Genomic DNA, 19,766 nt, shown 5'->3' on the forward strand with positions numbered 1-19,766 from the left:
GGTGTTCCCGGCGGTGCGCCTACCCCTCCGCCCGCCGGGAAACCCGGCGCCGACCGGGGGCGTGCCCGCGACACCGGTCGGGCAGGTCGGGCAGGTCCGGGGTGGCGGCCGGTCCGTACGGGACGCTGGAGAGGTCCCGGGCGGACCGGGGCGAGGACTACCGAGGAGGTCCGGTCGAGATGGCCGATCCCACTGATGCCGTGCCGCCGCCGCAGGTCTGGCCGACCGTGCGGGCCCGTGACGCGCAGGCGCTGATCCGGTTCCTGGTGGACGCGTTCGGGTTCGAACAGACCGTTGTGTACGTGGACGACGGCGTGGTCGTCCACGCGGAGCTGAGCTGGCCGCCCGGAGGCGGCATCATGCTCGGCGCGGCCCGGGGGGGCGACCCCGGACACGGCTGGCCGGTCGCCCCGGGCACCGCCGGGATGTACGCGGTGACCGACCAGCCGGACGCGCTGTGCGCCCGGGCCAGGGCCGCCGGTGCCGAGATCGTCAGCGAGCCGCACGACACCGACTACGGCTCGCGCGACTTCACCGCCCGCGACCTCGAGGGCAACCACTGGTCCTTCGGCAGCTACCGCGGCGCGCCGCGCAAGATCCACTGAGCGCTCCGTCCGCTCGGCCCGGTCCGCCGATCACCGTCAACCCGCTGCCGCGAAGATCACCCGGCCCGGTGGAAATACCGCGAGGGCCGGGTGAGCTGTGCTGGGTGGGAGGTGTGGTGCCATGGGCGACGAGCAGGCGTACCGGACGGAACACGACTCGATGGGGGAGGTGCGGGTCCCCGCCACGGCCAAGTGGCAGGCGCAGACGCAGCGAGCGGTGGAGAACTTCCCGGTCTCCGGGCAGCGGCTGAGCCGGGCGCACATCGCCGCGCTGGCCCGGATCAAGGCCGCGGCGGCCAAGGTCAACGCCGAGCTGGGGATCCTGGACGGCCGGGTCGCCGAGGCGGTGGTCGGTGCCGCCGAGGAGGTCGCCGAGGGCCGCTGGGACGACGACTTCCCGTTGGACGTCTTCCAGACCGGCTCCGGCACGTCCTCGAACATGAACGCCAACGAGGTGATCGCGACCCTGGCCGGCGAGCGGCTGGGCCGTCCGGTCCATCCGAACGACCAGGTCAACGCCAGCCAGTCGTCCAACGACGTGTTTCCGTCCTCGATCCACATCGCGGCCACCGCGGCGGTCACCGCGGACCTGTTGCCCGCCCTGGAGCACCTCGCGGTGGCGCTGGAGGCCAAGTCCGCGGAGTTCGCACAGGTGGTCAAGGCCGGCCGGACGCACCTGATGGACGCCACGCCGGTCACCCTCGGCCAGGAGTTCGGCGGCTACGCGGCCCAGGTCCGCTACGGCGAGGAGCGGCTGCGGGCCACCCTGCCCCGGGTCGCCGAGCTGCCACTGGGCGGCACGGCGGTCGGCACCGGCATCAACACCCCGCCCGGCTTCTCGGCCGCGGTGATCGCCGAGCTGGCCCGGAGCACCGGCCTGCCGCTGCGCGAGGCCCGCAACCACTTCGAGGCCCAGGGCGCCCGGGACGCGCTGGTCGAGCTCAGCGGTCAGCTGCGGACCATCGCGGTCGGGCTGACCAAGATCGTCAATGATCTGCGCTGGATGGCCTCCGGCCCGCGCACCGGGCTGGGCGAGATCAACCTGCCCGACCTGCAACCCGGCTCCTCGATCATGCCGGGCAAGGTCAACCCGGTGATACCCGAGGTGGTGGCGATGGTCGCCGCCCAGGTGGTCGGCAACGACGCGACGGTGGCGATGGCCGGGGCGAGCGGCAACTTCGAGCTCAACGTGATGCTGCCGGTGATCGCCCGCAACCTGCTGGAGTCGGTCCAGTTGCTCGGCAACGCCGCCCGGCTGCTGGCCGACCGCACGGTGAGCGGCATCACCGCCAACGCCGAGCGGGCCCGGGAGTACGCCGAGTCCTCGCCGTCCGTGGTCACCCCGCTCAACCGCTACATCGGCTACGAGGAGGCCGCCAAGGTCGCCAAGCAGTCGCTCGCGGACGGCCGGACGATCCGTCAGGTGGTCCTGGACCGCGGCTACGTGGAGCGCGGCCTGTTGACCGAGGCCCAGCTGGACGAGGCGCTGGACGTGCTGCGGATGACCCGGCCGTAGCGACGCCGCCCCGCCAGCCCGCTCCGGCCCCGCCGCCGCGGCGCCTCCGTCGCTGGTCCGTGCGGTGCGGACGCGGTGCGGGTACGGTCGAGTCGACGGGCACGGCCGGGGCAGGGCAGGCACAGGAGGCGCAGCGATGACCGAGGTAGCACCGGCGGCCGGCGCGGCGGTGCGCTGCGTGCCGGCGGTTCCCAGCTGGGTGAGCCTGATGGCCGGCGACCTCGAAGGCGCCCAGGCCTTCTACGGGCCGCTGCTCGGCTGGTCCTTCGAACGCGGGCCGGACCGCTGGGGCCCGTACGTCCGCGCGGTGGTGGACGGCGTCGCGGTCGCCGGCCTGAGCACCTCCACCGGCCTGCAGCTCCCGGTGGCCTGGACCACCTACTTCGGTACCGAGGACGCCAACGAGGTCGCCGAACGGGTCCGGGCCCGCGGCGGCACGATGGCCATCGGCCCGCTCGGCTTCGACGCCGGCCGGCTGGCCATCGCGGCCGATCCGGCCGGTGCGCCGTTCGGCGTCTGGGAGGGCGGGTGCGACCACGGGCGCTCCTGGCTGAGCTCGTCGGGCGCGCCGGTCTGGATCGAGCTGCGCACCCGGGACGCCTTCGAGGCGGCCCTCTTCTACGGCGAGGTGTTCGCCTGGGACACCCGGGACCCGAAGGACCTGGAGGTGCGCTGGGAACACGACCGGGTGGTCCTGCGCACCCACGGCCGCAGCGTCGCCGCGCTCGCCACGGGGACCGACCCGGCCGCCCGCCCCAACTGGCAGGTGTTCTTCGCGGTCGCCGACACCGACGCCTCGGTCGACCAGGCCCGGCGGCTCGGCGCCGCGGAGACCGGTCCGGTCCTGGACACCCCCTACGGCCGGGTGGCCCACCTCGCCGACCCGCACGGCGGCCGCTTCGCCGTGATCAGCGTCCGCCCGTAACAGCGAGGCCGGCGGCGCGGGTGGGCTTCAGCGGGTGGGGGCGACGACGATGGTGACCGTGAGGTTCGCCGCTTCGGGGATGCACGCCAGGGCCTCGCCGCAGCTGGTGCGGGTGGTGGTGAGCCGGCAGGTGCCAGGGGTGAGGGCGAGGAAGTCGGCGGTGACCGTGCCGCAGCCCGTGCCGGGGTGGCAGCCGGTGCCGGCCGAGGGTGCGGTGCCGGGCGCGCCGAGCGGTCGCAGGTGCGCGGGGTCGGAACTCCGTGGTGGTGTCCAGTAGGTGCTGTGCAGGACGAGCTGGACGGTGTCGCCGGTCGGGACGGTGACCGGGGTGCCGGCGTCCTGTTCGGTCACCTGGACCACCGCTCCGCCCGGGCGTGCCGTCAGTGTCACCGCGGCGGCCGGGGCGGGGCCGGAGGAGAAAGCGGCCAGCGCCAGCGCCCCCGTGAAGCCCAGGACGGCGACGGGGGCGAGCAGCCGCGACAGCCGGTGCCGGCGCGGTGGGTCGGTGGTGAACCGCTGCGAGGTCAAGGCATCTCCTTCGCGGGCCGGCCGACGGGCGTCGGCCGCTGGGTCCGGATGGGACGCGGTGGAGCGCGTGCGGGTTCCGGAACGTCGGTGGAGACGCGAAGGGACTCGGGGGCGGCCCGCGGTCCGCCCCGAGGAGTCCCACCGGAAGTGACGTCGGACCAGCTCGAGTTGGGCGCGGCGGCGTCGGGCGGCTGCGTCGGGGAGACCTTCCGAGGCCGCAGGGCGGAACGATCCGCAGCTGGCCATCCGGTCCGACGGTCGGTCGACCAGGCCAACTGTGGAAGCACACAGGCGAGTTGTCGGGCAGTCATGGCACGCGGTGCGGTGCGCCGGTTGGCGCGCCGAAGCAGAACGGAGTTGGCGAACACCGGTGAACGGCCGCTGTTCCGCCCGTCGGGCGGTGGCCGCTGGAGTGGGGGCCAACCGCCCTTCGGGGAACGGGAGTCGGAGTGGATGCGGGCCCCTCCTGGGACCGCGCCATCGACATGGCCACCGTCGAGGCCGCCCGCGCCCTCGGAATCGACGCCGACACCGGCCGGCTCGCCCCCGGCCACCGCGCCGACCTGCTCGTCGTCGACGGGGACCCGCTCCGTGACCTGAGCGCGCTGCGCGCGGTGCGCCTGGTGGTGGCGGGAGGGCGTCCGTACGGCAACGGCTGGTGAGCCGGGCGGCCGTTCTGCCGGGCGGTGCCGGACGGACGGCAGAACGGCCGGTGCCGGACGGCCGGTATCAGCCCTCGGTCCAGCCGTGGTCCGTGCCGAACCGCACCAGCCCGGTCCGGATCCGCAGGATCTGCTCCCCGGTCAGCGACGGCGCCGCCGCCAGCAGGAGCTCGGTGACCTCCCGGGTGAACTCCGCCACGCTGAGCACGTCGCACAGCGCGTCGTCGCCCTCCGGATGGCGGGACTCCGGGTGTCGGGACGATGCCACCGCCGGCTTGCCCTCCGCTCCCTTGGCCAGTCGGACCGCGGACGCCTTCAGCCCGCGATCGCCGTCCTCCACCTCGAACTCGACCGCCAGCCCCGAGCGCAGCTGCACCTCGGGGATCAGCAGGTCGTTCACGTGCAGAAAGACGTCCTCACCACCGTGGTCAGGCGCGATGAAGCCGTAACCCCGCGAACTGTCGAATCGCACCACACGACCAGCAACCATGACAACCCCCAACAGAATCGGGCCCCTTGCCCGAAGAACCTGGCCCGATGGTAGCGGCCCCGGCGGTGGTCGGGGCGCGTGAGGCAGGCGGTCAGGGCTTGCGCGCCACGCCGGCCGCGGCCAGGCGCAGCACGGGGCTGGCGCTCAGCGGCGGGGTGTCGGCGTCGGGGCGCCACTCGGAGACGGTGACCACACCGGGGTCGACCAGCGCCAGGCCGTCGAGGAACGCGGCGACCTGGTCCATGGTGCGGAACCGGGCCCGGCCGACCCCCTGCCGCAGCACGGCCTCCGCCGCCGCGGCGTCGGCGTCCCCGGCGGCCAGCAGGTGGTGGACGAAGACGTGGCTGCCGGACGGCAGCGCGTCGACCAGCTCGCGGACGATCCGGGCCGGCTCCTCCTCGTCCAGCACGTAGTGCAGGATCCCGCAGAGCAGCAGCCCGACCGGCTGGTCGAAGTCGATGTGGTCACGCAGTCCCTGGTCCGCGAGCAGTTCGGCGGGTTCCCGCAGGTCGCCGGCGACCACCACGGTCTCCCGGTTGTCGGCCAGCAGCGCGCGGGCGTGCGCCAGTACCACCGGGTCGTTGTCGACGTAGACCACCCGGGTGGCCGGGGCGATGGCGTGCGCGATCTGGTGCACGTTGTCCGCGGTGGGCAGGCCCGAGCCGATGTCGACCAGCTGCCGCAGCCCCGCCTCGCCGACCAGGTGGCGCACCACGCGCCGCAGCACGGCCCGCTGCTCCCGCACACCGAGGTGCACCTCGGGCAGCGTCTGCTCGATCCGCCGGCCGATCTCGCGGTCGGAGGCGTAGTTGTCCTTGCCGTTCAGCAGGTAGTCGTAGACGCGGGCGATGTTCGGCGGCGGGTTCTCGAAGGCCGTGGGCTGCCAGTCGGCGGCCGGCTGCTGCTCGGGCACTGCGCTCTCCCCTCGTCGCGGCTGCCGCGGCGGGACGCGCGCCGCCGATCGTCCGCTCCGCGGAATGATGGCCGATCATGATGCGGCACGCAACGCCCGGCCGAGCCCTGGGAGGCCTCAGCCGAGCGCGCGGTCGAGGTTGAACGCGGCGCTGATCAGCGAGAGGTGGGTGAAGGCCTGGGGGAAGTTGCCCAGCTGTTCGCCGGTCGGGCCGATCTCCTCGGCGTAGAGGCCGAGGTGGTTGGCGTAGGTGAGCATCTTCTCGAAGGCCAGCCGGGCCTCCTCGAGGCGCCCGGCCCGGGCGAGCGCCTCGACGTACCAGAAGGAGCAGATCGAGAAGGTGCCCTCGGTGCCGCGGAGGCCGTCCGGGCTGGACGCCGGGTCGTAGCGGTAGACCAGGGAGTCGGAGACCAGGTCCGTGGTGAGTGCGTCCAGGGTGGTGAGCCACTTGGGGTCGGTGGGCGAGACGAACTTGGCCATCGGCATCATCAGCACCGAGGCGTCCAGCACGTCGCCGTCCAGACTCTGCACGAACGTCTGCCGCTCGGCCGACCAGCCGCGTCGCATGATCTGCCGGTAGATCGCGTCCCGGCTCTGCCGCCAGCGCGGGAGGTCGGCCGGCAGGCCGCGCCGGGTCGCCATCCGCATCGCCCGTTCCACCGCCACCCAGCACATCAGCCGCGAGTACACGAAGTTCCGGCGGCCCCCGCGGGTCTCCCAGACGCCCTCGTCGGGCTGGTCCCAGTGGTCGCAGAGCCACTCCACCACCGCACTGACCTCGTCCCACCGGTCGCTGCTGATCGGCTGCCCCCACTTGTCGTACAGGTAGACGGAGTCGATCAACGCTCCGTAGATGTCCAGCTGGAGCTGGCCGGTGGCGGCGTTCCCGACCCGGACCGGGGCGGACCCGAGGTAGCCCTCCAGGTGGGACAGCTCCTGCTCGGGCAGCTCGCAGCGCCCGTCGATGCCGTACATGATCTGCAGCGGGCCGGTGTCACCGGGGCTCCCCGTGCCCCGCTCGGAGAGGAAGCCCATGAACGCCTCGGCCTCCGAGGTGAAGCCCAGCCGGAGCATGGCGTAGACGCAGAAGGCCGCGTCGCGGACCCACACGTACCGGTAGTCCCAGTTGCGCTCGCCGCCGATCTGCTCGGGCAGGCTGGTGGTCGGCGCGGCGACGATCGCGCCGCTCGGGATGTAGGTGAGCAGCTTGAGCACCAGCGCGGACCGGTGCACCATCTCGCGCCACCGCCCGTGGTAGCGCGAGTCGGCCAGCCAGTGGCGCCAGAACCGGACGGTCGCCGCGAACTCGCGCTCCGCCTCGGCCTGCGGGCAGGCCCGGGGGAAGACGCCGTCGGTGATCTGGTCGAGGGCGAACACCACGGACTCGCCCTCCAGGAGCTTGAAGCTCGACCAGACGTCCACGTTGTCGCAGTCGAGCGGCGCCGTCGCGGTCAGGGCCAGCGTCATCGACCGCGACTCGAAGATCGCCTCGCGGCCCCGGAGGTACACCGAGTGCGGTTCGGCCCCGTAGCCGAAGCGGGGTGCCACCCGGGCCCGGAAGGGCAGGCTGCCGCGGACGCAGATCACCCGCCGGATCAGCCGGTGCCGGGCCTCCTCGCGCGACCCGTCGATGATCGGCATGAAGTCCTGGATCTCGGCCACCCCGTCGGCCGCGAAGAACCGGGTGATCAGCACGTTGGTGTCGGGGAAGTAGAACTGCCGGGTGCGGGTCGGCACCTCGGCGGCCAGTTCGAACGAACCGCCCCGCTCGGCGTCGAGGATCGACGCGAACACACTGGGTGAGTCGAAGCGCGGGCAGCAGTACCAGTCGATGGTGCCGTTGGTGCCCACGAGCGCGGCGGTACGAAGATCGCCGATCAGGCCGTGCTCGGAGATCGGCAGGTAGCGGGAGCCGTTCGCCCGCCCGGATCCGGCATTCTCGAACACCACACCGGCCTCCCTGACGCTGAGGTGGGCAGCAAGAGAGCATCGGCTTTCATGCTAAATCGCCGCGGGTGCCGCGTGCCTGCGGATCGGGTCCCGGCACCCCCCCCGGTACCGGGACCCAGCGGTTACGCTCCGGCACTCTCCCGGAGCCGTTCGGCCTGCCGTCGCAGCAGCTTCTTGTCGGGCTTGCCGGCGTCGGTCAGCGGCAGCGCGTCGAGGAAACCGACCTCGGACGGCTCGTGGACCGGCCCGCGCCGCTCGCGCACCAGGGCGCGCAGCTCGTCCGCGGTGATCCGACCGCCCGGTGCCGGGACGACCACGGCGTGTACCCGCTCCACCCGGTTCTCGTCCGGGACGCCGAAGACCGCGCTCTGCCGCACCTCGGGGTGGGAGTTGAGCAGGTCCTCCAGCTCGGAGGTGTACACGTGGCCGCCGCCGGTGTTGATCAGGTCCTTCAGCCGGTCGACGACGTACAGGTAGCCCTCCTCGTCCAGGTACCCGACGTCACCGGAGTGCAGCCAGCCGTCCCGGAGGACCGCGGCGGTCAGCTCGGGCTGCTTCCAGTAGCCCAGCATCAGGCTGTCGGACCGCACGCAGATCTCGCCGTGGCCGCCGGCGGGCAGCTCCCGGCCGGACTCGTCGCGGATCGCCACCTGGTACCCGGGCGCGATCCGGCCGACGGACCGCAACCGTTCCGGGCGGTTCGGATCGTGGTCCTCGGCGTCGAGGACGCTGACGATGCCGGCCTCGTGCTGCCCGTAGAGCTGGACCAGCACCGGTCCGAAGCGCCGGATCGCGTCGGTGAGCCGGGCGGGTGACGCCTGGCAGCCGCCGTAGGTGAGGCGACGCAGGCTGCTGGTGTCGGTCCGGTCCGCGTGCGGGTGGTCCATCAGCTGGTACAGCAGCGGTGGCATCAGGAAGACGTCGGTGATGCGCTCCCGCTCGATCGCGCCGAGCACGGCGGCCGGCTCGAAGTCGTCCAGCAGCACCGCGCTGCCGCCGGCCCGCAGGACCTTGTCGGTCAGCTGCCCGGCCGCGTGGGCGATGGTGGTGCACACCAGCAGTCGCGGCGGTTCCTCCTCACGGGGCAGGTCGGGGCCGAAGCGACGGACCTGTCCGTAGCCGACGCAGATGCCCTTGGAGTGGCCGGTGGTGCCGCCGGAGTGGCGGATGGTGCGCACGTCCTGCGGCCGGGCTCGCGAGGCGAACGGATCGGCCGGCTGCTCGGCGGCCAGCGCCAGCAGGTCCGTGCCGACCGTGGCGGGACCGCCGACCGGCGTGGGGCCGAGGACCAGGACGGTCGCGACCGGGACCTGACCGGTGAGCTCCGCGGCCCGGTCGGCGTGGCGGGGGTCGACGATCAGCGCATGGGTCTCGACGTCCCGGACCATGGTGGCCTGGGTCTCGGCCGGCAGCTTGTTGTAGAGCTGGTTGACCCGGCAGCCGATCAGGTTGGCGGCGTAGCGGGCGGCGATGGCCTCCGGCAGGTTGCCGCTCAGCAGGGTGACGGTCTGGCCGCGGTCGATGCCCCGGGCTCGCATGGCCCGCGCCAACTGGTGGGTGAGATCGCGCAGTTCGCCGGCGGTGACCGAACGCCCCTGGTACGTGAGGACGTTCCGCTCGGGATGGGCCGCCAGGGTGTCGAGGATCTGCGCTACCTCGGTCCGGAAGGGCGGGGTGGTCGTGGTGGCGGGCATGGGTGCTTCGGTGCCTCGGTCTCAGTGATGGGCCAACAGCTGGGCTTCCTCGGTCTGCTGATGCTCCGTCAGCAGCGAGTGGGCCAGGACGCTGTAGAGCGTGTCGTTGGGGCCGTCGGCGATCCGCAGCCCACGGATGTCGCGCAGTCGCTTCTCCATCGGGGTGTGCCGGGTGTAGCCCTCGCTGCCGTGCAGCTGGAGGGCGAGGTCCACGGCGCGGTAGGCGGCGTCGGTGGCCAGCGCCTTGGCGGCCGAGCAGGCGGCGACGTCGATGTCGCCCCGGTCGATGCGCTCCAGCAGCGAGAAGCACCAGGCGGTGGCGGCCTCGACCTCGGCCGCGGCGGTGCCCAGCCGGGCTGCGACCGAGGGGATCGCGGCCAGCGGCATCCGGCCCACGCTCCGGCTGCTGGTACGGGCCATCGACTCCTGGATCGCGGCCGCCGCGGCACCGAGGCAGACCAGCGACATCATCAGACGCCAGGCGGAGAAGTGCGAGTCGAAGATCAGGCGGCCGTCGCCGGGCTCGCCGAGCAGGAAGTCCTTGTCCAGCCGGGTGTCGACGAAGTGCAGGTGGCCGAAGCTCCAACCCCGCATGCCCAGCGGGTCGGTGGTCTCGGTGAGCACGCCCTTGGTGTCCATCGGCACCCACACCGCGGAGAGCGGGACGGTACGCAGGTCGATCACGCCGACGTCCCGCCGGTCGACGAGCTTGCAGAACACGACAAACCCGTAGGCCTCCTCGACCCGGCTGATCAGGCCCTTCGTGCCCGACAGGACGAAGTGGTCGCCGTGGTCGACCAGCAGGGTGCGAAAGCCCCGCAGGTCCGAGCCCGAGTGCGGCTCGCTGGACGCGACACCAACCAACTTCCCTGCCGCCACGGCCTGTTCATGGGTCTGCTGGGAGAGCGCCGGCGAGCCGTAGCGCAGCGGCATCGCGGCGTGACCGGTGCTGAAGATCTCGCGCGCGTCGCAGTCCCGCTGGCCCGCGAGGAACATGGCCATGCCCTGGGCCACCCGTCCGGCCGGTCCCCGCCCCTCGGGGGACGCGACATCGATGCCGGTCAGCCCGGCCGCCGAGGCCCGGGCGCGCAGCGCCAGCCAGTCGGGCCGGCTGTCGTTCTCGCGGACCGGCGAGGGCAGGTGGGTGTCCAGAAAGGCCGTGAGTCGGGACCGCAGGTCCTCGAGCTCGGGGTGACGGTTCAGAACCGGGTCGATACCGGTGGCAGACATGCGGAGGATTCCTCGAACTTGTCGATGAGAGAGGGGAGTTGTTGCTGGCGGTGACGAGCGTCAGAGCACCGGCGGCTGGGTGCGCACCGCGTCGTTGAGCTTGGCCTTGTCGTGCCGCTCGCCCTTCTTCAGGTGCTTGATCACCAGCAGGCAGGGCAGGCCGAAGGTGCCGCCGGCGAACTCGCGCGGACGGTTGGCCGGGACGGCGACCGTCCACGGCGGGACCTCGCCGCGGCTGAGCTCCTCGCCGGTGGCGGCGTCGATGACCGGGATGGTGTCGGTCAGCAGCGCCCCGGCGCCGAGCAGCGCGCCCTCGCCAACTCGCGCACCGCTGTAGACCATTGAGCGGGCGCCGATGAAGGCGTCGTCCTCGATCACCACCGGCTTGGCCATCGGCGGCTCGATCATGCCGCCGAGCCCGACCCCGCCCGACAGGTGCACGTTCCGGCCGATCTGGGCGCACGAGCCGATGCCGACCCAGGAGTCCACCAGGGTGCCCTCGCCGACGTACGAGCCGATGCCGATGTGGCTGGGCATCACCACGGCGCCCGGCTCCTGGTAGCTGCCCCGCCGGATCACCGCACCCGGCGAGACCTGGACGCCGGAGGTGTCGATCCCGGTCTTCAGCGGGATCTTGTCGGCGCACTCGAACGGGCCGAACCGCGAGTTCACCGGCTGGGCCTGCTTGTAGAGCAGCAGGATCGCGTTCTTCAGCCACTCGTGGACCACGACCTCGCCGGCCACGAGCTCGGCCACCCGCGCGCGGCCGGTGTCCAGCAGGCCGATCGCCGCGTCGACTGCGGCCACCGCCTCGGCGGAGTGCAGCGCGACCCCGTCCCGCCGCTCCCAGAGGTCCTCGATCTCGCTTCGCAAAACCGTCATGTCGGCAGCACGACTGCCCATCGTTCTCCACGCTTCCCAAGTTGGCTGGAAGGCCCTTCCGGTGACGACCGGGGCCCCTGGCCGGACGGCTCGCACGAACTCCCGTGGTGCGGTCTCCGGCTGTGGCGTGCGACGCCCGTCGCCCCCCGAGGGCGTCGGCACGCGACAGGCACGACGGGTTATCGCCCGGTCACGACCTGCCAGGACACAGCCTTGCATACCTGCGATTCGTAGATCAAACCCGCCGATAGGCGTTGATATAGAGGTTGAAAAGTAAATTTTTGCCAACATCAAAGGTAGACTTATTGGTGGTCGGCCGCGCCGACCCGGACGTACGCGGCGGGTGCGCGCGGGGCGCCACGTGGGCACGTGTCTGTGGCGCCAGCCGAACCGACCGGTCGACCGGCTCGCCGGATCAGGACGGGGAGTCGCGGCGGGCGAGCAGGCGGTAGGCGTTGCCGAGCCCGGTGCGGGCGGCGAAGGGGGCGAGCAGGCGGTCGGCCAGGGCGGAGAGGAGGAGTAGGGGAGCGGCGGCGACGAGCAGGGTGGTCCGCAGGGCGCGGCGGAGGCGGCCCGGAGGGCGGGTGGCCAGCCAGGGGGCGTCCTCGCGGGGTGCGACGGCGTCGAGCAGGAGCCAGCAGGCGGCCAACAGGTCGACCGGGTCGTGCGGTTCGGCGTGCTGTTCCAGCAGTACGGTGAAGCCCAGGTCGGCCAGCCGCCGGCGGAGGTTGGCGACCGGTGCCAGGTTGAGGTGCTGGGGTTGCAGCCAGGGCAGCCACCACCGGCCCAGCAGTCGGGCGTAGCGGCACTCGGGGTCCGGGACCTCGATCAGCAGCAGGCCGCCCGGGCGCAGCACCTCACCGGCGGCGACCAGCTCCCGTCGGGGATCCGTGCTGTGCTCCAGGTAGTGGAACATGCTCACCACGTCGTACCGGCCGGCCAGTTGGGGCGCGAGCTCGGGGAACGGGCCGCGGAAGCCGCGGGTCACCCGGCCGTGCCGCTCGGCCAGGTCGACACCCTCGCTGAGATCCAGGCCGTCGAAGGTGGTGTCGGGAAAGACCTCGCGGGCGGTCTCGCAGAAGTGGCCGTGTCCGGTGCCGACGTCCAGCCAGCTGCCCGGCGCGCCGGAGAACGGGAGTACGGACCGGGCGCGGTTGCGGTAGACGCCGGTGCGGGTCCCGAAGGTCCCGCCGAGCCGTTGCTCGCCCAGGCCGTCGTAGAAGTCGCGGTAGTAGAACTCCAGGCCGGTGCCGTTCAGTTGGGGGTTCTGGAAGACGTGCCCGCAGTCCGCGCACTCGTCCAGGACGAACCGCCCGGGCTTGTGCTGCAGCAGGTCCGTGGTCCGCAGCCGTACCCGCAGCCGCGTCGAGCCGCACCACGGGCAGTCGGTGCGGCGCGGCGCGAAGAACCGGTCGGTGCCGCCGGCGAGTTCGGCCTGGTAGCCGGGACGCAGTTCGGCGACCCGTCGGGACCTGGCCGCTGCCCCGGTGCGGGATGCGGCCGCTTCTGGTGTGGTGGTCACGGGTTCCCCCTGTCCGTCGGTCGCAGCTGTTCGAGGTGGCCGGCGGCGGCTGCCGCACCGCCGGCCGCGTGGAAGGAGGCGGCGATCCGCCGGGCGGCGGACCGGTAGCCGGGGTCGTCGAGCACGGCGTCCACCGCCTGCCCGAGCCGGGCCGCGTCGGTGCGGCCGAACCGGACCCGGACGCCCGCGCCGGCGTCGGCCACCTGGCGGGCCACCACCGGCTGGTCGTCGCGGATCGGGGCGACCACCAGCGGGACGCCGTGCCACAGGGCCTCGCAGACCGTGTTGTGGCCGGCGTGGCAGACCACGGCGGCGGTGCGGGCCAGCAGCCGCAGCTGCGGTACGGCGGGCCGCACCAGAATGTCGGGATCGGGCACGGGCTCGCCCAGCACGCCGCCCGGGTCGACGAGCACCGCCTGCAGCCGGCCGGCGCGGGCCCGTAGCGCCTTCTGGCAGACCGTCAGAAACGCCGCCCCCGCGTCGGTGTTGGCCGTACCCAGGGTGACCAGCAGGGTCGCCCGGTCCGGGTCCAGCCACGCCCACGGGAAGGCCGGGTCCGCCGGACGGGCCGTGATCGACGGGCCGACGAAACGGATCGGGCCCGCCGGCACGGTGACCGGTCCGGTCAGCTCCGGGGTGCTGAAGGCGAGGACCAGCCGTGGTGAGAAACGCGGGTCGTTCGTCGCCGCCGGGTCGCCGATGCGCCGCCGCAGGTCGGCGAGCAGCCCGGAGACCCAGGCATCCACCAGGGGCATGCCGTCCAGCGCTCCGGTGAACTCCGCCGAGGTGGTCGCCGAGGTGGCCCAGGGCAGGCCGAGGCGCTCGGCGACCAGCGCGCCGGCGACCGCCTGCTGGTCCACCACCAGGACGTCGGGGCGGAAGCGTGCCACCGCCGCCACCACGCCGGGCGCCATCGCCTCGGCGAGCGGGGCCAGGAACTCCTCCCAGAGGAACTTCAACGCCGCCGGTCCGCGCAGCTCCGGCGGCCGGTACGGTGCTGCTCCGCGCACGACGGCGCACGGGAAGACCTCGGCGTCGGGACCCGCCAGTCGGCGGATCACCTCGGGGACCCCCGCCCAGGCCGTCGCGTGTCCCCGGGCGGCCAGCTCGGCGGCCACGCCCACGGCCGGGTTCACATGGCCGACCAGCGGCGGGACGACGAAGAGGAAACGGGTCACCGGGCGCCCCGCCACGGTACGAGCGCCGGGTCGGCGACCGGGCCGCGCAGCTCGACGCCCTGCTCCCGCAGCCAGGAGAGGGTGAGCTCGCGGACCGTGTCCGGTGCCTCGACCAGGACGGAGTGTTCCTGTCCCGGTACGAAGGCGCTCCGGCAGTCGGGCAACAGCCCGTCCAGCCAGGCGGCCTGATCGGCCAGGTCCGACTCGGTGCCGTACACGGCCAGCACCGGGCAGTGGATCGCGCGCAGCTCGGCCTCGGTGGGCAGTCGGCTGGCGGGGATGTCCCGGGCCAGCGAGGTGCCGGCCAGCAGCCGGCCGGCCGAGCGGGCGAGCCGGGCGGTGTGCGCGCCGCGCTGGGCGGCGACCCAGGCCAGCGTGGACTCCTCGGCCAGCTCGGCCTCGGCCCGGCGCAGGATGCCGTCCAGCTTGCCGGCCCAGGCCAGGGTGGCCGGCTCGGACTCGATCGCCAGGATGCTCAGGACCCGTTCCGGGTGCCTGGCGGCGAGGCCGAACGCCACCGTGCCGCCGAAGGAGTTGCCCAGCAGGTGCACCGGCGCGGCCACCTCCAACCGGTCCAGCAGGCCCATCAGGTCGTCGACGAACCGTTCCAGCCGGTAGCCGGTCGGCGGCCGCCCGGTGCGGCCGTGGCCGCGCTGGTCGTACATCACCACCGCCACCCCGGCGGCGGCGAGGGTGGGGGCCAGGGTGAAGTAGTAGCTGGCCAGGCTGTCGGTGAGCAGCCCGTGCAGCAGGACGGCGGTGGCGGCGGGCGGCCCGCCGTCGCGCGGGTCGAGCCGTTGCACGTGGCAGCGCAGGCCGTCGAGGTCCAGGAAGGCCACGGTCAGCTCCGCTCGGCGGTGCGCAGCCGGTCCACCACGTGGTCGACCAGCCGGCCCACCGTCAGGCCGATGATCTCGTCGAGCTCCATGCCCGCGAGGAACTCGGCGAAGTTGATCCGGTCGCCCCAACGCTCCTGGAGCTTGCCGGCCAGGGTCACCAGGTCGATGCTCTCCAGTTCGAGGTCCTCGGTGAACCGGGTCGCCATGGTGACCTCGGTGTCGTCGAGGCCGTACTCGTCGAGCACCGCGGCCAGCATGCCGGCGATCTCGCTGAGGACCTCCCGCTCGGTGGGCGGGTGCTGGTCCACGGTCTGCTCGGTGATGGTCACTTGAGAGCTGTCCCTTCGTACCTCATGGCGTCGCGGTCGTCGGTCTCGGCGCGGTCCGTGGTGTCCGTGGTCCAGGCCACGATGTAGTCGCGCTCCGGCAGGTCGGGCGGGCTGCCGACGCTGCGGCAGCGCACCTGGTGGCGGCGGGGTCCGGTGGGGCCGGGGACCGCGACCAGCAGGCTGGACGGGTCGGCGGCGATCACCGCGAAGTCGCGCGGGCGGCCCCGGAGCCCGGTGCCCTCGGCCTTGGCCGCCGCCTCCTTCGCCGCCCAGAACCGGGTGAACCAGAGCGGCTCCGAACCACCGTGCGCGGCACGGCAGGCCGCCAGCAGCTCCAGCTCGTCCGGGCCCAGCGCCACCGCCAGGGTCTCGGCGGGACGTTCGGTGACCTCCGCGAGGTCGATGCCGACGCCCGGCCCGTGGTCGGGGCCGGACGGGCGGACCAGGGCCACCGCCGCCTCGGCCTGGTGCGCGAGCGTGACGTCCAGCTCCGGGAGGGTCCGGCCGTGCAGCCCGGAGACCCGGGGGCGCCCGGTCGGGTCGTTGCGCACCTCGATCTCGGCGGGGAAGACCGGGCCCTCACCGTGGGCCCACAGCCACCGCCGCACCGCGTCCTTCACGGCGATCCGGCCCAGCAGCCAGGCCCGGCGACCGCGCGGCGGTTGTCGCTCGTAGCGGGCCCGCTCGGCGGAGCCCAGGTGGTTGCGCATGATCAGGTCGCGGGAGGCGAGGTCCGGCCAGCGCTCGTGCAGCAGGACCCAGCCGTCGGGTTGCGGCGCCGACAGGGTGTTCCGGTCGGCGAAGCGTTCGACCGGCCGGGTGTCGGGGTGGCTGTCGAAGCGGCGGTCCTGCCAGCCGTGCGCCTCCGCCCAGACGACGTCGCCGGAGCGCAGCTGCATGTCGGCTTCGAGGAGGGTGTCGGTGAGGGACGTGACGCGGATGTGGCAGTGCAGTTCGGTGCCGGGCCGGGGCTGCGGTCCGTGGAAGCGCAGTCGCCGGATGCCGACGGGGAAGACGACGCTGCGCTCGGCCCGGGTGGCCATGATCCAGTAGCCGAGCAGCTGGCCGACGTTGTCCAGCAGCGCGCCGGGGGCGGACGGTGCGGTGATCACGCCGCGGACGTGCGCCTCGCCGAGCGCGGTCAGTTCGGTCAGGCCCTGGAACGCCGGGCCGTGGAACATCCAGCGCTGCGCGTAGAGTTCGGCGGCGGTCAGCCCGGGAGCGTGCTCGCCCGCCGGATCCACCGGCCAGGGCGCCGGGGGTGTCGGGTGGCGGTCGGTCAACTCGACCACGCCTGAGGCGAATCCGCCGAAGGAGGTGGTCAGTCGACCGGGACCCGCCTCCTTCTGGGTGATCTCCACCTCCAGTGGTGTCGCGGCCGGTACCCACTGTCCGAACCGCAGGTCGTGCACGGCGCCGGCCACCCGCCCGGGCGCGCTGAGTTCGGCGGCGTCCATCAGGTGCCGGATGATCGTGGTGGCCGGAACGACCGGCCAACGGTCCACCGGATCGGGCCAGTTGGGCGGCTGTCGGAAGAAGCAGTGGTCGAGCAGGTACGGCATGGTGTCGAGGGAGATCCGCAGCCGGGTCGTGGACGGCCCGAACCGCTCACCCGTGCCGATCAGTTCGACCGCCGTGCGCTCGGTGTCGCGCAGCAGCGCGTCGAGCTCGGCCGCCATCGGGAAGCGATCGGCCAGCGCGGCCAGCGGGGTGGCGGGGAGCGGGCCCGACGAGGCCTGCCGGGTGCCGAGTTCGGGGCGGAGCGTGGCGAGGGTGGCGGGATCCAGCGAGACCAGCGGCGAGCCGAGGTCCAACGGCACGGCCCGGTGCGAACGTTCCTCCGGGGGCTGCCGCGGCCCCGCGGGCAGCAGTGCGCCGGCGTCCGGCTCGGCGCCGTCCGCCCACAGCGCCGCGGCGACCCGCCGGAGTTGGGCCAGCCCGTCGCGGTGCGGGGAGTTGGCCGCGACCGCCAGGTGCTCCCGGTCGTGCAGCGTGTCGCCCACCAGCGAGCTCAGCTGCCCGGTGCCCACCTGGACGAACGCCCGGAACCCGGCCGCGTACAGGGCCTCGACCAGTGGCCGGAACCGAACCGGCTCCAGCAGATGGCGCACGAAGAGCGCGCGCACCTCGGCCTCGGTCGCCGGGAACGGTGCGGCGGTCGTCCCGGACCAGACGGGCACGGTCGGCGGGTGCAACTCGAAGCGGTCGGCGGCCTGCCGGATCGGCTCCAGGTAGGGGCCCAACATCGGGGTGTGGAAGCCCGACTGGAAGGGCAGCAGCTGGCCCAGCACGCCGCGCGCGCGGAACCGGCGGACCAGTTCCGCGACGGGCCCTTCGGGGCCGCAGACGATGGACTGTTGCGGCGCGTTGTCGTGGGACAGCACGACCTCCGCCATGCCGTCGAGCGTCGCCAGCGCGTCGAGCACCTGGTCCGCCGAGGCGCCCAGGGCGGCGAAGGCCAGCCCGGGAACACGCAGCGCGTCCGGGTCGAAGGCGGCCAGGAAGGCGTCCACGGTGGCGCCGGAGTACAGGCCGGCGGTGATCATGGCGGTCCACTCGCCGACGCTGTGCCCGGCCACGCCGTCCGGCCGCAGCCCGAGCCGGCGCAGCGCCGCGTCGAGCAGCCGCCCGACGGCGACCACGCCGACGCCGTGCCGCCCGATGTCGTCCACCCGGGCGGCGAGGCCGGGACGCGGCAGGCCGAAGTGGTCCGCGACCTCGTCCACCCGAGGAGCGAACTCGCCCTCCAGGCCCGGGAAGAGGAACGCCAGCCGCCCGCCGCCGGCGCCCAGCAGCGGCTCCGGAGCGAACCACACGTCGCCGCGCCCGCGCCAGGCCCGCCCGCGGCCGACCGCGCGGCGGGCCAGCGCCAGCCGCTTCGCACTCGGATCGACGACCGCCACCCGACAGCGCGCCGCCGGCCCGCCGTGCTCCGGCAGGCCGGCGGCCAGCACCGCGCTGTCGTCGGCCGCCAGCAGCTCGGCCAGCCGCCCGGGGGTGTCGGCGGCCAGCCGCAGCACCCGCTCGGGTTCGGCCACCAGAGCCGTCGCGGTCGGCGGCGCGGGGGAGGGGCCGCTGCCGGTGGGCGCCTGCTCCAGCACCACATGGGCGTTGATGCCGCCGAAACCGAAGGCGTTCACCCCGGCCCGGCGCGGTTCGCCGTCGCGAGTCTCCCAGGGCCGCGCGGTGCCGACGGTGCGGAACCGGGTGCCGGCCAGCGCCGGGTGCGGGTCCTCGCAGTGCAGCGTGGGCAGCAGCACCCCGTGGTGCACCGCCAGCGCCGCCTTGACCAGACCGGCGACGCCGGCGGCCGGCATGGTGTGGCCGATCATCGACTTCACCGAGCCGAGCACCGCCCGTTCCTCTCCGGCCGTCGCCGGGCCGAACACCTCGGCCAGCGTGGCCAGTTCGGCCGCGTCCCCGGCCGGGGTGGCAGTGCCGTGCGCCTCCAGCAGGCCGAGCGCGCCGCGCGCCGTCGGGTCGAGCCCGGCCGCCCGCCAGGCCGCCCGCACCGCCCGGCTCTGACCGCCCGGGTCGGGGGTGGCGGGACCCGCCGTCCGCCCGTCGCTGGCCACGCCGGTGCCGCGGATCACCGCGTACACCCGGTCGCCGGCCCGCTCGGCGTCGGCGAGCCGCTTGAGCAGCACCACGCCGGTGCCCTCGCCGATCAGCAGGCCGTCGGCGCCCCGATGGAACGGACGGATCCGCTGGCTCGGCGAGAGCGCCCGCAGCTGCGCGAACACGCTCCACAGCGTGACGTCGTGACAGTGGTGCACGCCGCCCGCCAGCACCGCGTCGCAGCGCCCGGTCGCCAGCTCGCCGACCGCCTGGTCCACCGCGACCAGCGAGGACGCGCAGGCGGCGTCCACGGTGTACGCGGGGCCGCGCAGGTCGAGCCGGTTGGCCAGCCGGGAGGCGGCCAGGTTGGGCACCAGGCCGATCGCCGACTCCGGCTGGTCCGGGCCCAGTCGTTCGGCGAACGCCGTCCGCACCCGGTCGAGTTGACTTTCCGTCAGCTCAGGCAGTAGCTCGCCGATGGTGTGCGCCAACTGGTGTGCGCCGCGCACCCGTTGGTCGAGCCTGACCAGGCCGGGCGTCAGATAGCCACCCCGGCCCAGTACCACCCCGATCCGGTCCCGACTCGGCAGCCGGTGCGGGCCACCCGCGTCCGCGATGGCGGCGGACGCGACCTGGAGCGCGATCAGCTGGTCGGGCTCGGTGCCGGGGAGCGAGTTCGGCATGATGCCGAACCGGGTCGGCTGCACCTGGGCCAGCCCGTCCACGAAGCCGCCGCGCCGGCAGTAGAGCCGGTCCGGCACGGCCGGTCCGGAGGCGGCCCGCGGGTCGTAGTAGCCCGCGTCCCAGCGCCCCGCGGGCACCTCGGTGATCGCGTCCACCCCGCCGACCAGGTTCCGCCAGTAGCTCGCCAGGTCCGGGGCACCGGGCAGCAGCACCGCCATCCCCACCACGGCCACCGGCGGGAGTTCGGTTCCCGACATCGAG

16 protein-coding genes are annotated in these 19,766 nt (G+C 73.8%); 4 read left to right on the plus strand and 12 right to left on the minus strand.

The genetic code is table 11. The features are described from left to right. Positions 1-179: 179 nt before the first annotated feature. The 3 genes from ACIGXM_RS09625 to ACIGXM_RS09635 all read left to right on the plus strand — a co-directional run bounded on the left by ACIGXM_RS09625 (position 180) and on the right by ACIGXM_RS09635 (position 3,046). Positions 180-605, plus strand: coding sequence for a VOC family protein (locus ACIGXM_RS09625; protein WP_396558687.1), 426 nt, complete (start codon positions 180-182; stop codon positions 603-605). Between the two features lie 121 nt (positions 606-726). Next, positions 727-2,121: a class II fumarate hydratase gene (locus tag ACIGXM_RS09630; protein ID WP_396558689.1), complete on the plus strand. Its 1,395-nt coding sequence runs from the start codon at positions 727-729 to the stop codon at positions 2,119-2,121. A 136-nt stretch (positions 2,122-2,257) separates the two neighbouring features. Further along, on the plus strand, positions 2,258-3,046 hold the full coding sequence (locus tag ACIGXM_RS09635; protein WP_396558691.1) for a VOC family protein: 789 nt from the start codon (positions 2,258-2,260) through the stop codon (positions 3,044-3,046). Positions 3,047-3,073: 27 nt separating this feature from the next. Here the strand turns inward: ACIGXM_RS09635 and ACIGXM_RS09640 are convergent, their stop codons facing one another. Continuing rightward, positions 3,074-3,574, minus strand: a complete 501-nt coding sequence (locus ACIGXM_RS09640) for a hypothetical protein (protein WP_396558693.1) — start codon at positions 3,572-3,574, stop codon at positions 3,074-3,076. A gap of 449 nt (positions 3,575-4,023) precedes the next feature. Here ACIGXM_RS09640 and ACIGXM_RS09645 point away from each other — a divergent pair, with 449 nt between their 5' ends. Further along, positions 4,024-4,236: an amidohydrolase family protein gene (locus tag ACIGXM_RS09645; RefSeq protein WP_396558695.1), complete on the plus strand. Its 213-nt coding sequence runs from the start codon at positions 4,024-4,026 to the stop codon at positions 4,234-4,236. A 67-nt stretch (positions 4,237-4,303) separates the two neighbouring features. Here the strand turns inward: ACIGXM_RS09645 and ACIGXM_RS09650 are convergent, their stop codons facing one another. From ACIGXM_RS09650 to ACIGXM_RS09700, 11 genes are all read right to left on the minus strand, one after another. Next, positions 4,304-4,726: a cold-shock protein gene (locus tag ACIGXM_RS09650; protein WP_396558697.1), complete on the minus strand. Its 423-nt coding sequence runs from the start codon at positions 4,724-4,726 to the stop codon at positions 4,304-4,306. A 91-nt stretch (positions 4,727-4,817) separates the two neighbouring features. Further along, on the minus strand, positions 4,818-5,639 hold the full coding sequence (locus ACIGXM_RS09655; RefSeq protein ID WP_396558699.1) for an SAM-dependent methyltransferase: 822 nt from the start codon (positions 5,637-5,639) through the stop codon (positions 4,818-4,820). 117 nt (positions 5,640-5,756) lie between these two features. Next, on the minus strand, positions 5,757-7,589 hold the full coding sequence (locus ACIGXM_RS09660) for a glycoside hydrolase family 15 protein (RefSeq protein WP_396558701.1): 1,833 nt from the start codon (positions 7,587-7,589) through the stop codon (positions 5,757-5,759). A gap of 122 nt (positions 7,590-7,711) precedes the next feature. Beyond that, a complete protein-coding gene (locus ACIGXM_RS09665) occupies positions 7,712-9,283 on the minus strand; it encodes an AMP-binding protein (RefSeq protein ID WP_396558703.1) in 1,572 nt (523 codons plus the stop codon). Between the two features lie 21 nt (positions 9,284-9,304). Then, positions 9,305-10,513: an acyl-CoA dehydrogenase family protein gene (locus tag ACIGXM_RS09670; protein WP_396558705.1), complete on the minus strand. Its 1,209-nt coding sequence runs from the start codon at positions 10,511-10,513 to the stop codon at positions 9,305-9,307. Between the two features lie 60 nt (positions 10,514-10,573). After that, positions 10,574-11,395 (minus strand): 2,3,4,5-tetrahydropyridine-2,6-dicarboxylate N-succinyltransferase, encoded by an 822-nt coding sequence (locus ACIGXM_RS09675; RefSeq protein ID WP_396558707.1) that lies wholly within the window; start codon positions 11,393-11,395, stop codon positions 10,574-10,576. Positions 11,396-11,810: 415 nt separating this feature from the next. Next, positions 11,811-12,917, minus strand: a complete 1,107-nt coding sequence (locus ACIGXM_RS09680; protein WP_396558709.1) for a class I SAM-dependent methyltransferase — start codon at positions 12,915-12,917, stop codon at positions 11,811-11,813. Further along, positions 12,914-14,095, minus strand: coding sequence for a glycosyltransferase (locus ACIGXM_RS09685; protein WP_396558711.1), 1,182 nt, complete (start codon positions 14,093-14,095; stop codon positions 12,914-12,916). Before ACIGXM_RS09685 ends, ACIGXM_RS09680 begins: the two co-directional genes overlap by 4 nt. Then, positions 14,092-14,934, minus strand: a complete 843-nt coding sequence (locus ACIGXM_RS09690) for an alpha/beta fold hydrolase (RefSeq protein ID WP_396558713.1) — start codon at positions 14,932-14,934, stop codon at positions 14,092-14,094. Before ACIGXM_RS09690 ends, ACIGXM_RS09685 begins: the two co-directional genes overlap by 4 nt. A 2-nt stretch (positions 14,935-14,936) precedes the next feature. Beyond that, positions 14,937-15,191 (minus strand): phosphopantetheine-binding protein, encoded by a 255-nt coding sequence (locus ACIGXM_RS09695; protein WP_396559160.1) that lies wholly within the window; start codon positions 15,189-15,191, stop codon positions 14,937-14,939. Between the two features lie 68 nt (positions 15,192-15,259). Further along, positions 15,260-19,762 (minus strand): beta-ketoacyl synthase N-terminal-like domain-containing protein, encoded by a 4,503-nt coding sequence (locus ACIGXM_RS09700; RefSeq protein WP_396558715.1) that lies wholly within the window; start codon positions 19,760-19,762, stop codon positions 15,260-15,262. Positions 19,763-19,766: the final 4 nt, after the last annotated feature.

The organism is Kitasatospora sp. NPDC052896, assembly GCF_044547075.1.
Classification (GTDB): domain Bacteria; phylum Actinomycetota; class Actinomycetes; order Streptomycetales; family Streptomycetaceae; genus Kitasatospora.

Bases quoted from the DNA above. Each gene is read 5' to 3' on its own strand.
- ACIGXM_RS09630 (WP_396558689.1), top strand. From the start codon at position 727: ATGGGCGACGAGCAGGCGTACCGGACGGAACACGACTCGATGGGGGAG.
- ACIGXM_RS09625 (WP_396558687.1), top strand. From the start codon at position 180: ATGGCCGATCCCACTGATGCCGTGCCGCCGCCGCAGGTCTGGCCGACC.
- ACIGXM_RS09700 (WP_396558715.1), bottom strand. From the start codon at position 19,762: ATGTCGGGAACCGAACTCCCGCCGGTGGCCGTGGTGGGGATGGCGGTG.
- ACIGXM_RS09670 (WP_396558705.1), bottom strand. From the start codon at position 10,513: ATGTCTGCCACCGGTATCGACCCGGTTCTGAACCGTCACCCCGAGCTC.
- ACIGXM_RS09675 (WP_396558707.1), bottom strand. From the start codon at position 11,395: ATGACGGTTTTGCGAAGCGAGATCGAGGACCTCTGGGAGCGGCGGGAC.
- ACIGXM_RS09635 (WP_396558691.1), top strand. From the start codon at position 2,258: ATGACCGAGGTAGCACCGGCGGCCGGCGCGGCGGTGCGCTGCGTGCCG.
- ACIGXM_RS09665 (WP_396558703.1), bottom strand. From the start codon at position 9,283: ATGCCCGCCACCACGACCACCCCGCCCTTCCGGACCGAGGTAGCGCAG.
- ACIGXM_RS09650 (WP_396558697.1), bottom strand. From the start codon at position 4,726: ATGGTTGCTGGTCGTGTGGTGCGATTCGACAGTTCGCGGGGTTACGGC.
- ACIGXM_RS09695 (WP_396559160.1), bottom strand. From the start codon at position 15,191: ATGCTGGCCGCGGTGCTCGACGAGTACGGCCTCGACGACACCGAGGTC.